Origin of the sequence: Pseudoalteromonas sp. A22, from assembly GCF_018141345.1 — a bacterium.
In the GTDB taxonomy this organism is placed as follows: domain Bacteria; phylum Pseudomonadota; class Gammaproteobacteria; order Enterobacterales; family Alteromonadaceae; genus Pseudoalteromonas; species Pseudoalteromonas maricaloris.
On record NZ_CP047238.1, the window covers coordinates 2,387,632 to 2,400,845 of the forward strand.

Annotated in this window: 9 protein-coding genes; 5 read left to right on the plus strand and 4 right to left on the minus strand. The window is 42.8% G+C overall.

Annotated elements, in window-relative coordinates:
* Position 1: 1 nt before the first annotated feature.
* Positions 2 to 1,486 carry an alpha/beta hydrolase gene (locus GSF04_RS15475; protein WP_211857772.1) on the minus strand — a complete coding sequence of 495 codons (1,485 nt, stop codon included), beginning with the start codon at positions 1,484 to 1,486 and terminating at the stop codon, positions 2 to 4.
* An 89-nt stretch (positions 1,487 to 1,575) separates the two neighbouring features.
* Here GSF04_RS15475 and GSF04_RS15480 point away from each other — a divergent pair, with 89 nt between their 5' ends.
* Genes GSF04_RS15480 through GSF04_RS15490 form a run of 3 tightly spaced genes read left to right on the plus strand, consistent with a single transcriptional unit; the run spans position 1,576 to position 4,030 of the window.
* Entirely contained in the window at positions 1,576 to 1,947 is a 372-nt protein-coding gene (locus GSF04_RS15480) for a GntR family transcriptional regulator (RefSeq protein WP_211857773.1), read from the plus strand.
* Positions 1,947 to 2,780 carry an ABC transporter ATP-binding protein gene (locus GSF04_RS15485; RefSeq protein ID WP_211857774.1) on the plus strand — a complete coding sequence of 278 codons (834 nt, stop codon included), beginning with the start codon at positions 1,947 to 1,949 and terminating at the stop codon, positions 2,778 to 2,780. The genes GSF04_RS15480 and GSF04_RS15485 overlap by 1 nt, the downstream gene beginning before the upstream one ends.
* On the plus strand, positions 2,777 to 4,030 hold the full coding sequence (locus tag GSF04_RS15490) for a hypothetical protein (protein ID WP_211857775.1): 1,254 nt from the start codon (positions 2,777 to 2,779) through the stop codon (positions 4,028 to 4,030). Before GSF04_RS15485 ends, GSF04_RS15490 begins: the two co-directional genes overlap by 4 nt.
* A 282-nt stretch (positions 4,031 to 4,312) precedes the next feature.
* Here the strand turns inward: GSF04_RS15490 and GSF04_RS15495 are convergent, their stop codons facing one another.
* Complete coding sequence (locus GSF04_RS15495) at positions 4,313 to 4,873, minus strand: TIGR00645 family protein (RefSeq protein ID WP_017219099.1); 561 nt, start codon at positions 4,871 to 4,873, stop codon at positions 4,313 to 4,315.
* A 173-nt stretch (positions 4,874 to 5,046) separates the two neighbouring features.
* Here GSF04_RS15495 and GSF04_RS15500 point away from each other — a divergent pair, with 173 nt between their 5' ends.
* Complete coding sequence (locus GSF04_RS15500; RefSeq protein WP_010373953.1) at positions 5,047 to 5,289, plus strand: hypothetical protein; 243 nt, start codon at positions 5,047 to 5,049, stop codon at positions 5,287 to 5,289.
* 338 nt (positions 5,290 to 5,627) lie between these two features.
* Here the strand turns inward: GSF04_RS15500 and topA are convergent, their stop codons facing one another.
* Both topA and GSF04_RS15510 read right to left on the minus strand, forming a co-directional pair.
* Positions 5,628 to 8,273 (minus strand): type I DNA topoisomerase, encoded by a 2,646-nt coding sequence (topA, locus tag GSF04_RS15505; protein ID WP_211857776.1) that lies wholly within the window; start codon positions 8,271 to 8,273, stop codon positions 5,628 to 5,630.
* Positions 8,274 to 8,524: 251 nt separating this feature from the next.
* Complete coding sequence (locus GSF04_RS15510) at positions 8,525 to 11,488, minus strand: hypothetical protein (protein WP_249122389.1); 2,964 nt, start codon at positions 11,486 to 11,488, stop codon at positions 8,525 to 8,527.
* Positions 11,489 to 11,689: 201 nt separating this feature from the next.
* On the opposite strand from GSF04_RS15510, the gene GSF04_RS15515 reads away from it, so the two are divergent.
* On the plus strand, positions 11,690 to 13,024 hold the full coding sequence (locus GSF04_RS15515) for a dicarboxylate/amino acid:cation symporter (protein WP_211857778.1): 1,335 nt from the start codon (positions 11,690 to 11,692) through the stop codon (positions 13,022 to 13,024).
* Positions 13,025 to 13,214 lie beyond the last annotated feature (190 nt).

The window sequence follows — 13,214 nt, forward strand, 5'->3', positions numbered from 1 at the left end:
GTTACTCCTTATTAGCAGTTGCTGGGCCATTGATGTTCATAAAGAATTGTTTGCGTGTATCTTCTTCAAGACAGCTAGTATCAAAGTCTCCCACTGTCTTTTCATCGTAAAACTTAGCAATAAGCTTATTAGCACAGCTTTGCCCTGCGACAATATGTGTAGCCGTTGGCGCAACTAAGTGCGTGGCATTGCTTAGTTTTTCCATCGCAACTTCTGCCCACTTAGCTGGCGTTGCTGGATCTAATCCGCCAGAAAGCAGTAAGGTTGGAATATCTGACGCAACGGGTTCATAGTAACTACTTGGCACCGGGCTCACATTCCAAATTGGGCACGTCGCATCTAGTCCTGTGATCATCATCTCACCCATATAGTTTTCACTATATTTGGCTTTGTCCGCAGCCGTTAATCGTGGCCAATCTTCCCCACATACAATCGCCTGATGCATCCCCATGGCCAATCCCAGACCGTCTTCACTTGGTGCCATCATGCCAACAAGTGGAGCAAGGTTACCGTTAGTCGCTTCACTAATCGCAAGCGGCACCAATGCACGGAAGGAATGAGAGTAAAGCGCCATCCTAATCGCGCTAAATAGCTTCATTTTGGTCATCGTCATTGCAAGCGGTTTGCTGGTTCTTGGGTGAAGTACAGAAACTTCTATCGGCGTTTGCTCTACTTGATTAAGCAAGCTTTGCCATTGCTGCTTTAAATTCGGATAACTATTTGCACACTTTTTATCGGCCTCACATTGTGCAAAAAGGGCGTTCAATGAATCTTCTATCGCGCCACCAATCGCCATTAAACTTTGGTTATTGGGCGCAAGACCATCTAATACGGCCGATGCAACACTATCAGGGAACTGTCTCATATACTCAAGTGCGATGCGTGTTCCATATGAGCCACCATATAGGTGTAATTTGCTATAACCAAGCGCGACTCTTACCGCATCAAAATCTTTTGCAGCTGCAACCGTCGTATAGTCGGAAAGATCTGTGTCTAGTTTTTCTTTACACTTAAGGGCATCTTCTTTGTAAAAATCGAGGCCCAATAAGGTATCATTTAGCGCAAACTGTTGCTCAAGATTATCCATATCGCATTGCAATAGATTGGACTTTCCAGTTCCCCGTTGATCAACAAGTATAATGTCTCTATTTTCTCTCGCGTATTTAAGAATTCTTTCAAAGTTTGCTGCAATTTCGGTGGCAGATTGTCCAGGTCCCCCTGCAAACGCAATAATCGCTTCTTGTGGGTAAAGCGGCTTTATTGCAGGAATAACCATAAAATGAATATCAATTTTTTGTTCTGTTTTGGTTTCACTTAATGGTTGCGAGATTTTTCCGCATTGCGCTCTGTCACTCAGGCCTTTTGCATAACAAGCGGATAATTCAGCGGTTGATGTTGCCGCTTGTAATGGCAGCACAGTTCCTAAAACGAGAGGAAGCAGCGCTAGCTTTACTAAGCTTTTCTTAAACTTAAATGGCTTTTTCATAGTTATTTCCTTGTTGACTCACGGTCAGTATGCTAACTTTAAGTGAGTGTATCAGTGTATTATTGTATTAATACAGTAGAATTAGAGTAATGCTAGATCTTATTCATGTCAACCCCAACAGCGCAGAGCCGATTTATAAGCAGCTATTTGATCAGATAGTGCGTTTAATTGTGTCTGGTAAAGCACAAGCCGGAGAAGAGCTACCTTCTGTAAGAAAGCTAGCTGAACACTTCTCGGTAAATCCGATGACCGTCTCTCGGGCTATCGGGCAACTTGTCGATCAAGGTTGGCTTGAACGAAGACGCGGCCAGCCGACACGCGTTGTACAGCAGCAAACAACACAACAGACCGATAATCTACTCCATAAAAACCTAGATATTTTAATTAGTGATGCGAAACAGCTTGGGATCAGTAAGACTGAATTGATATCATTGATTGATAAAAATTGGGGACAAGAATAATGACAAGCCCACTACTACAATTCACTAAAATCCATAAACAATTTACCGACAAGCCGGTTCTTGAAGACATAAATCTTATTATTGAACCTGGCATGGTTATGGGTTTACTAGGACGAAACGGGGCCGGTAAAACGACACTTCTGCGGATTGCACTTGGGTTAATCGAACAAAATAGTGGTGAGGTTAGCTGCCTCAATAGTAGCAACCTCGAGCTGAGCCCTACGTGCAAAAGCCAAATTGGCTATGTGCCACAACAGCCCTGTGGCTATCAAGGCTTTAAAGTCAAAGATGCCCTCGCACTGCACCGCAGCTTTTATCCAAATTGGGATATTACACTTGAGCAAGAATGGCTTTCTCGCTTCGAGTTAGACGAAAACAAGCTAGTAAGTAACCTTTCTGTTGGCCAACAACAAAGCTTAGCGCTGATAATGGCGATGTCGTACCGACCTAAGTTACTGATCCTTGACGAGCCAGTGTCAAGTCTCGACCCCATTGCACGCCGAGAATTTATGTCGGACTTATTCGAGTTAGCACTTGAGTCCGGCTCTGGTGTACTTTTCTCCTCGCATATTACATCTGACGTTGAGCGCGTTGCGAGTCACATTGCCATTATTAAAGATGGTAAGGTTTTGGTTACTGGCGAATTAGATACACTAAAAGAACAAATTAGGCTTGTACCACATCATCTTACAAGCAAACTGCCATCCGGAAACGTACTTCATCAATCTGAACGTTTTAGCATTTATCAAGCTCACGACAGTGCAAACTGGTCAGCAGACCTACAGCAAAGCCATAGCAACCTTGAGCAGCTCTTTGTGGAGCTACACGCATGAGTACATTAACTCAGCGCAATTGGTGGACCGGATTTTCCGGGTTTTGGCTGCGAGAGTGCGGCTCAGCAAATTTTTTCATTCCAGGGGCCTTAGCGTCTATCGCTTCACCTTTGTTAACCTTGATAGAAGATCAAAATATACAAGCATTTAGTTTGGTCTTTTCAATCAGCGCTTTTTGGATGGCTTTTTGTTGGCAACTAGTGAAGTTGCAAGCACAGGAAAGCGCCTTACTGTTCCCAGCAATTAAACAGCACATATACTTGCAAGGTTTGGTAATTCTGATCATTGGCTACCTACTCAATGCCCTTGCTCTTTTCAACCGCCCCGCATCTGAAGTTGCCTATGCCATGTTATTTGCAACGAGTTTTGGCGGTAGCTTCTTTTTGCTATGTCTTCGAAATAGTGTGTATTTCAGACATAATAGTTACATTTTTATGCTCGTACTCGTGCTCGCTATGTTTTTTGGCGATACCCCCCAAATTTTAGCACTGCTTGCTATCCCCCTTATAGTAATGGGAACTTACCTGTTAGTGACACGAACCCATCACTGCCAATGGCATCATTTGGCATATCAAACCTACATAAATAATATTCAAACGGGGTGGCTTCCGAGCAATACCTTCGCACCAGATTTCCTCACTCAGGGGTTTAGACAATTTTTTATGCCAATGAGCTATTTTGCGGGTAATCTGTTGATACAAACCTGTCAGATATTGCTTGTCTCTGGGCTATTAGCCATTGTCGCAAGTGGCTTTTTTGGTGTCACACTCCATTTTGTTATCGGCTTTACCGATATGCTTGTTCTGATGGTCGCTATTTTTGTCTGTTGGTCCAAACTACAAACAAAAATGACATGGGATCAACTATACCTACTCCCTATCTATTCAAGCCTTAAAGCAATAAAGCAGGCTTACCACGCCTCTGCGGTTAAACTTGGGTTTTGCCTATCCTTGTTTCAACTTTTAATATTGCTAGCTTGTAGCTTCTTTTCCACATTCGAGACTGTGGCTTTCTACTTAGTGATATTTACAGGCTCTATCGCGGGATTTGTTCTTTGCATAGCGCTAGGAAGCATGATTAAAAGCGCCCTTACATTGTCGCTTTCCTGCATGTTCGTAGTTATTTTGCATAGTGCATTTAAATCTTACCTGTTAAATCACGAACAATCAGCAACCACCGTATATCTATTATTAGGTTACGTTGCGATAGCAACCTCACTGCTTGTTTACAGTAATAAGAAGTTTGATTAATACCAGTTGTATTAAGTAAATGATCTATCTTGAAGCGGGGAAATAGCTTTAGTAGCAAGGCAAAAATTTTACTATTTAGTTGTTCTAAATGAGAAATTTTTAACGAAGCTAATATGCTATTTCACCCTTCAAATTGATTAGAGAATTAATTCAATTGGTATAAGAAAGGGCTCGCTCGTAGAGGCGTAGCGCTAGCGCTTGGACCACCGGTGACTGTGCTGGTTAGAATAGAGGAGTGATAGTGAGCTAAGTCGATTATCACTCCTTTTACAGCTACTCTATTTAATGTGAGTGGGTTCGACTATTAATAAAATCGGTGACCGAAAACAACACCCCAGAGATCACGAAAGTAATATGTATGCCTACTTTCCAAGCAAGCTGCTCACTGGTTAAATCTTGAGAATGAATAAAGACCTTGAGCAACTCTACCGCAGATATCGCTACGATGGCGCTGATCAGCTTGATTTTAAGCCCTGAGAAGCCAACTTTCCCCATCCAAGTCGGTTTGTCTTCTTGTGGTTCGACATTAAGCTTGGAAACAAAGTTTTCATAGCCACTAAAAATGATGATGATCAACAACCCAGCCAGTAAAGCCGTATCAACCAATGTTAAGATACCAATGAGTAATTCTTGATTTGTCGCGGTAAGCGCACTGATGGTCATCACATAAAGCTGTTTAAAGAACTTCAGTAACAGCAACACAATCGCGAGTAGTAGGCCAACAAAGAACGGCGCTAACAACCATCTTCCTTTAAATAAGGTTCTTTCTAAGAGATGTTCATAACGATTAAATTGCTCATTCTCGGACTTAGTTTCTTGCTCCATGTTTTTGATTTTCACCATCTTTAGTTAGTTTAACTGAACCTATAAATGTAGCATCAACGCTTATATTTCTCACTATTTATTGACGTAAATTTGAATCAATTTTCTGCTCTTTAAGAGAAAATAAATTCGTTTTCCTTATTTTAAATTTTGCTTTAAAACATGCTTGTTCTTTCAACTAACAGGTAACACGAATGAAAACCTTAGTTTCATCATTAATCGCTCTATCTCTTTTTGCTTGTGTACAAGTACAAGCCGATGAAGAGTTACCAGTCGCGCCTGCAGATTTGGTTCAAGAGTTAACTCAAATGTGCCTTGATTGGGCAAAAGATGATGATGTACAAGCATCTGAGATGAAAAAATATGTTTTGAATTGCGTTAACGACGAGCTAGAAGCAACTGGCTATCAAAAAGTCAAAGACGTAAACATTAAATAATACCAGTTCGCTTATTTAACCTGAGCTGCGGATAATTAATGCCTTTCTAGCAGCCAGTTTTAGCGCTAACTGCGTTGAATTCACTTCCAATAGCCAGCTATTGGTGCGTAAATTCGCCTTGTTTTCCCTAAAACTCTCTGGCTAGACAAGGAGAAAACTAAGTTGTGCTTTAGCAACAATGAGTTGGAACATTCCTTATCCAAACCTCAGGTTATTTAAGTGATGGCATTCATGATGAAAAAGGCCGCTCAATGTGTTGAGCGGCCTTTTATTTTCAATAACATTCTAGACAAAATATCCATAGCATCTGAAGACACCTATCGATGTTTGGCTAGTCGTTAAGCTTTCCTTTTCTTGGTAGTTTTCTCTTCTTCTACCCATTTACCATTGCTATATGTCGCTTTCCAACCCGTCGCTTTACCATCCACTTCTGTCATCACATATTGTGTCTTGGTTTTTCTAGAGTAGCGAACAATCGCAGGGTTACCATCTGAGTCTTGCTCAGGCGCATCAGCCAGATAATAGAATTTAGGTGAAATTCTATCTCTGAAGCGTTTTAGCTCTGATACTTTCGGGGCTCTTGTCTCACGTGATTTCGGGAATGTGTGCGCCGCTAAGAAAATACCTGAAGCGCCATCTCGAAGCACAAAATGCGCATCTGACTTTTCGCATTCTAGTTCCGGAAGCGGAACTGGATCTTCTTTCGGTGGCGCAGCTTCACCGTTTTTCAATAGCTTACGTGTATTTTTACAGTCTTCATTTGTACAACCAAAATACTTACCAAAACGGCCAGATTTAAGCTGCATATCCGAACCACACTTGTCACACTCAATTAGTGGTCCATCGTAGCCTTTGATCTTAAATGCGCCTGTTTCAATGACATAGCCCTTACACGCGGGATTATTACCACATACATGGAGCTTTTTCGTTTCATCGATAAGGTATGAGTCCATTGCCGTTTCGCAAATTGGACAACGTTTCATATGACGCAGCGATTCAGCTTCCGCCTCTTCATCCGCATCCGCGGCAACCGCTTCATCACCAGACACTAGATTAATTGTGGTGGTACAACGCTCTTTTGGCGGCAAATTATAGCCTGTACAGCCAAGGAATACCCCTGTAGAAGCAGTACGAATACCCATTTTGCGTGAACATGTGGGACAATCGATGTCTGTTTCAACCATCACATTTTGTCGCATGCCGCCTTCACTTTCATCGCCAGCGGCTATTTCTAGCTGGTTAGAAAAGTCGGCGTAAAACTTATCAAGTACCTGCGTCCACAAACGTTCGCCTTCTGCGATGTCATCAAGGCGACCTTCCATTTTGGCGGTAAAGTCAAAGTCCATTAAATCGTTGAAATTCTCAACGAGTCTGTCAGTTACGATCTCGCCCATTTTTTCAGCGTAAAAACGGCGGTTTTCAACTCGAACATAACCACGGTCCTGAATCGTTGAAATGATAGCTGCATAGGTAGATGGACGACCAATACCACGCTTTTCTAATTCCTTAACTAAGCTTGCTTCGCTGAAACGTGCTGGTGGTTTAGTAAAGTGCTGCTTAGGATCAATCGCAATAAGATCAAGCTTGTCGCCAACTGAAACACTAGGAAGCGCCTGCTCTTCTTCATTCTTCTTACGCACAGCCGGTTGTACACGTGTCCAACCATCAAAACGTAGCACGCGCCCTTTCGCTTTTAACGTGTAATCTTCCGCGGCGACGGTCAGCGTCGTTAGGTCATACTCTGCGGGCATCATTTGACACGCCACAAACTGACGCCAAATAAGCTCATAGAGCTTCTTAGCATCTGCCTCTACGCCGTCTAAATGACCTGATAAGATCGTCACATCAGAAGGACGAATTGCCTCGTGCGCTTCTTGTGCGTTGCCTTTTGCGGAATAACGCAGTGGTGATTCTGGAAGATACTTACTACCAAATTCACTATCGATATAGCCACGACACATTTCTAACGCATCGTTTGATAGGTTCGTCGAGTCCGTACGCATATAGGTGATGTAACCCGCTTCGTATAGACGCTGCGCTAACATCATGGTTTTCTTTACGCCATAGCCTAAACGAGTACTTGCCGCTTGCTGCATTGTCGAGGTAATAAATGGCGCACTTGGCTTACTCTTACTTGGCTTTTCTTCAACCTTGACTACTTCGTAAGCACTGTTTTCAAGCACTTGTACGGCAGTATCAGCCTGCGCTTTATTTACTGGCTTAAATGCTTCGCCTTTAAACTTAGTAACCGCTAGACGAATATCATCTTTTGTTGCTTTAACATCGGCGTGAATATCCCAAAACTCTTCTGGAATAAACGCTTTAATCTCACGCTCTCGCTCAACAAGTAATCTCACAGCAACAGATTGCACGCGACCTGCCGATAGCCCTCTTGCTACTTTTTGCCAAAGCAGCGGGGACACCATAAAGCCAACAACTCGGTCAAGGAATCGTCTCGCCTGCTGCGCATATACCATGTCGGTGTTAAGGTCGCCAGGCGCTTCAAACGCTTGGGTTATCGCGTTTTTGGTGATCTCGTTAAAGACCACACGCTTATATTTGCTCTCATCGCCACCGATGATCTGTTCAAGGTGCCAAGCAATGGCTTCCCCTTCTCTATCCAAATCGGTTGCGAGATAGATATGGTCAGCATCCTCAGCAAGTTTCTGTAGTTCTTGAACTACTTTTTCTTTACCCGGCAAAATTTCGTAATGCGGTTCCCAACCCTTCTCAGGATCAATCCCCATCCTCGCAACTAAATTTGCATAATCTTTTTGCTTTTTATATTGCGCTTTTTCTTCAGGTGACATTTTACGTACTTCAGCTGGCGACTTAGTTGCCAAGCCTTTCGTCTTACCTGCCCCTGAGGTAGGAAGATCTCGAACATGGCCTACACTGGATTTAACAATGTAATCCTTGCCGAGGTATTTATTGATTGTTTTTGCCTTCGCGGGAGACTCTACAATTACTAGCGATTTGCCCATAGCTGCCTATTTTTGACCGATTCTGTCTGATGTTTGCCCTTACTTGGGCGTTAAATTACTTATAGGTATATCTACAAACACCTATTGTTACAAGCTAAAAATACTAACTTTTCCCTGATCACCGAATTATTATCCAATTTATGTACAATATTCAGCCAATTTAGGGACGCATTCATATATATAAGGTTAAGGCACGGGAATATAAAGGAATAGAAACAAAAATGCCAACCCGAAAGTTGGCATTTGTTGAATTATCCAGCGTCTGTAACGCTTATTCCGATTGATTGTGTCTTTCGTTCGTCATCATCATCTCCCAAAGCTGGGAAAGTAAATTTGATCCCTAATACGCCAGAAAGTTTGTTGTTTGGCTCAGCTTCCCTCGCCAAAGTAACGTTGAAGAAGTTTGGCTTATCACTTGTATAGTTCCCTAAGGTGCCAGACACACTTCCACTGGTTAGCTCACCGTTATTTGTTGAAATCTCGACTTCTGTACCCGCTGGAAGTGGATTACCAAACTCATCAGTGAAATAAATTGTAATAGGAACGGCTGATGGGCTGCCTGCCGCCGTGAAATCTACACTGGCGAGGTCGCACACACCGTCTACTCCAGATGGTTCAAGCACTAAGCCATTCCCACTTGGACACGAATTAGAACCAGCAAGCGAAGCCGGCACTGTAAACCGCACAAAAGCATTATCGCCAGACATTATCAATTCAAATTGTCTGTAAACATTAACTAGCTCTTTAGTACATTCTCCTGCGGCTTCGGCGGCTTCTGAACAAAGCAAACCATTATATTTGCCGTCCCCTTCATAAATATTGTTGCCATCGATATCAAAATCAAAGCGACCATTGTTATTGCTATCCACCCACCAATCGTCATGACCGCCATTTACAGTTCCCGTTGGAGAACAAGGTCCTGTGTTTGCAGCAGAATCACAATTCTCTTTATCAAAACGACCATTTTCATTGGTATCTAGGAATGCTTCTGTAAGGTCAAACTCTTGGCGATATTCGCCAATGTCGAACCGACCATTACGGCGCTCTACTCCACCGCTAGATTGCTCATCTCTGAAATTTTCTTGGCCTTTAACAAAAGCCAACACACTTACACGCCCACCCATAACAATTCGTCTAAGTGCAGTTGTAGCGCCATCGTTCGACGAAGCGTCTTTTTGTCTTAGCATGCCATTAATACATGGTGCAGCACTACCAAAATATGGGTCACAGTTCCAATTAGCTGAGCTTTGCTTTTGAGTATTTGATAATGTAGCTGCTAGTCTAGGAGCTACCGCTTCAAAGGTATTCACATTACCGTCTATATCACCAATGCGGTTACCCCAACGATATTCATAGAAAGGTCTATCTCCTTGGCTACGCCACACCACAGTACAAGCAGCATTATTCGTTCTACAATCGTAAGTGTCCTCAGACTCAGTACTACCAATAGCACCGGCTTCAGCAATCACAGTTGCAGCAACGCCATCAGCATTAAACTGATTGAATTGATCACCAAAGAACAAGGTAATATTTGTTGTTACCCCATTATAATTAAGCGAGTTGGTATTGAATGTAACAGGGGAAGCGTCAAAGGTATCCTGATCGGTGACACCTGAGCTTAAAATTAATCCTGACGATACACCAAATATCTGCTCACTTAATGGGATTGTATGCATAACACCTGCGGGACAGCGGACATCGTCGTTTGATGCATCTGCATCATTACATGCTTTGGCGATATCCGTCCAACAGGTAATCGCATCACCCTCAGGTAAATTCACGTAAGATTCTTCTGGGATGTAACACGCACTAACAACGAGCGGACCTGGCACAATACCAGACTTAACCGTTGTTCTTACAATACCATTTGCATTGGTGTTTCCGGTAATTTGTGTAAGCGAGGCTAGACCTTGCTCATCCGACAATCTAAAGTCGACTCGCGCTCGTGGAATTGCAAGGTTATCTTCATCTACCAGTTTAAAGCTCACAACAGATTGGGTTGGTAAACCGCCTTCGCCAGGGGGTAAAGCAATAAACTGATTAAACCCATCTTCTTCAGGTAAAAACTGTACCGCTTGTGCAAGCGCGCTATCCACTTCAATAATCGTTTCTTGGTTTATTGGAGAGCTGCCGTTTTGGATAGTAACAGAAATTCTATCTTCGCCTTGGCAACCTTTAGCACGGTATGTAGAGCGGGCGATACCATTGGAGGTATTTACCGTTTCATCTAATTCTGCAAGCGCAGGGGTCGCTACGGAACAAGCTGAGCTAAATGCAACTTCAACAGCACTATTGATTAATGCCCCATTCTGATCCTTCAACGTCACAGTAATAACCGTACTTCCACCTGCGGAAAGCTTTTGTTGAACTCCATTACTATCAACCAAACCATTGTCAATCGTAACATTCAACTGAGCAACACCAACATTAAAGTTGATAGCCTGAGTGACATCAACATAGTCTGGAGAGTTTACGGTAATAGTACCTGCGCCACCTTGGTTACCAGGCTGAAACTTTAGGATTGCAATACCAAAAGAATCCGTTAACGCGGTGCCTGTCGATGGTAAGATAGCCCCTAAAGTAGTCTCAGCGCTAATTAACGCGTTGGCAATAGCATCACCAGTTTGGCTAGATGTCATTTTGATGAATATATCAGCCGTCTCGTTTGACGATACTTGATTGACGCGAGTACACCCAGCAGCAATTGGATCTATCATTGCCTGATTTCGGCTATCATCCCAACCTGCAGGACATTTACTTAATAACATGACCTCAAGTTTTGCTGACGCGGTCACATTGCCGTCATCACCACCACCTTGAGAGGTAAAATCAAAAGATCTCGTTGCACTATTATCACCTTGAGTGTAAGTCGCCGTAATACGTCCAGCACCCACAGTAGCCGTTACTTTTAACGTAATTGACGCTTTACCCTCAGTATTTGTAAGCACAGACCCTGAGCTGGGTTCCATGGTTGCAAATTCGTCGCTCTCAAAAACGACTCGACTATTTGCCAGAGGGCTACCATCTTTTGTTAATGTGGCAGTGATTACTAGAGGAGATGAAGATGAAAGTGTATTCGTTGAATTACCACTAGTATCCGCTCCTGAAAGCGTAATGGCATAAGTACCATCGCTACCATCATCACCATTACCATTATCTGTATCTTTTTGGATACTGCCGCCGCCACCGCACGCGGTCAGTAAGAATGCTAGCATCAGTATGCTATAATAGCGCATCAAGGGCATTCACCTATCTCCCTAGCTAAGTTAATTTTATTATTGTTCAATAGTAACTCAATTTTAGCGATAAAATCACAATTTTTTATTAGATTAGGTAGATTTTCTGTCGTGAAATGCTGTTCATCTGCGCCAAGCCTGTTAAGCTTTAGCAGTTTTAAGATACATAGTGTTAGGACAATGTCAGAAAATCAAAAAATGGGCCTAACGGCGCGCATTATGATAGGCATGGTGTTGGGTGTTGTATTAGGCCTCACTCTTCAAGCCATCCTAGGTAAGAATAAAGAAATACTCATTCCTTTAGGTCTCTTTGACCTCCCCATTAAAGGTTTTTTCGTTGACGGTTTATTCCACATAGGTGGGCAAATCTTCATTGCAAGCTTAAAAATGCTTGTTGTTCCTTTAGTGTTTATCTCCCTTGTATGTGGCACATGTAGCCTTAGTGACCCAAAGAAATTAGGTCGCTTGGGTGGTAAATCCATTGGTTTGTATCTCATTACAACAGCAATCGCAATCACGGTTGCAATCACGCTCGCACTACTCATTGCACCGGGCGGTGGCGTTGAAATTCCAAGCAGCGCGTCATTTGATGCAAAGCAAGCGCCGACACTTGTGCAAGTTATAATCAACATGTTCCCGACTAACCCAATTGACGCGATGGCCAACGGTAACATGCTTCAAATCATCGTCTTTGCGCTGCTATTTGGTATTGCTATGGCACTAAGCGGAGATGCCGGTGCTCGCCTAGCATCTGTATTTGAAGATCTCAATACAATAGTGCTTAAGTTAGTGACTTTATTGATGAATGTCGCACCATATGGCGTATTTTGTTTGATGGCTAAGCTGTTTACAACCATCGACATGGGGTTAATCGCCGAGCTCGGCAAATACTTTATGGTGGTGCTGGCAGCACTGCTAATTCATGCATTCATTAACTATTCAATCTTATTTAAGCTGTTAACAGGTTTGAGTCCAATCATCTTCCTGAAGAAGATGAAAGACGCATGTATGTTTGCCTTTAGTACCTCGAGTTCAAGTGCGACTATGCCTGTAACATTAGAGACTGCGACTAAGAAGCTAGGTGCACATAACTCAGTCGCTTCTTTCACAATCCCTCTGGGTGCAACCATTAATATGGATGGCACAGCTATCATGCAAGGTGTTGCAACAGTCTTCATCGCTCAGGTATTTGGCGTAGACCTCACGATCAACGACTATCTCATGGTTATCTTGACTGCTACTCTTGCCTCAGTTGGTACGGCAGGTGTGCCTGGCGTTGGTTTGATCATGCTTGCAATGGTGCTTAACCAAGTTGGATTGCCAGTTGAAGGTATCGCGCTTATCATTGGTGTAGACAGACTACTAGACATGACAAGAACAGCAGTTAATGTCACTGGTGACTGTATGGTAACTTGTGCTGTCGCTAAATCTGAAAACGAATTTGATATTGATGTTTTCAACGACCCTGATGCAGCAAGAGAACTGGAAGAAACCACTTCTAAAGCAAAAGCGTAAATATCAATAACGCAGCTAGTTATAATAGCTGCGTTATTCTCCTCAATAAGCCAACTCAATACCCTTCTATCGACATATCTGCTATCCATACATTTTCTTCATTGCCACTTTTTCCTAGGTACAGAATAAGATTAAGCAGAAGATTCTCCGTGCCTATGCATAGTTATTGCAGGATTTGGACATGGAGTTA

What these genes read in the sequence shown, in the direction of transcription:
- GSF04_RS15475 (WP_211857772.1), bottom strand. Translation starts at nt 1,486, where the DNA reads ATGAAAAAGCCATTTAAGTTTAAGAAAAGCTTAGTAAAGCTAGCGCTG.
- GSF04_RS15480 (WP_211857773.1), top strand. Translation starts at nt 1,576, where the DNA reads ATGCTAGATCTTATTCATGTCAACCCCAACAGCGCAGAGCCGATTTAT.
- GSF04_RS15485 (WP_211857774.1), top strand. Translation starts at nt 1,947, where the DNA reads ATGACAAGCCCACTACTACAATTCACTAAAATCCATAAACAATTTACC.
- GSF04_RS15490 (WP_211857775.1), top strand. Translation starts at nt 2,777, where the DNA reads ATGAGTACATTAACTCAGCGCAATTGGTGGACCGGATTTTCCGGGTTT.
- GSF04_RS15495 (WP_017219099.1), bottom strand. Translation starts at nt 4,873, where the DNA reads ATGGTGAAAATCAAAAACATGGAGCAAGAAACTAAGTCCGAGAATGAG.
- GSF04_RS15500 (WP_010373953.1), top strand. Translation starts at nt 5,047, where the DNA reads ATGAAAACCTTAGTTTCATCATTAATCGCTCTATCTCTTTTTGCTTGT.
- topA (WP_211857776.1), bottom strand. Translation starts at nt 8,273, where the DNA reads ATGGGCAAATCGCTAGTAATTGTAGAGTCTCCCGCGAAGGCAAAAACA.
- GSF04_RS15510 (WP_249122389.1), bottom strand. Translation starts at nt 11,488, where the DNA reads ATGCTAGCATTCTTACTGACCGCGTGCGGTGGCGGCGGCAGTATCCAA.
- GSF04_RS15515 (WP_211857778.1), top strand. Translation starts at nt 11,690, where the DNA reads ATGTCAGAAAATCAAAAAATGGGCCTAACGGCGCGCATTATGATAGGC.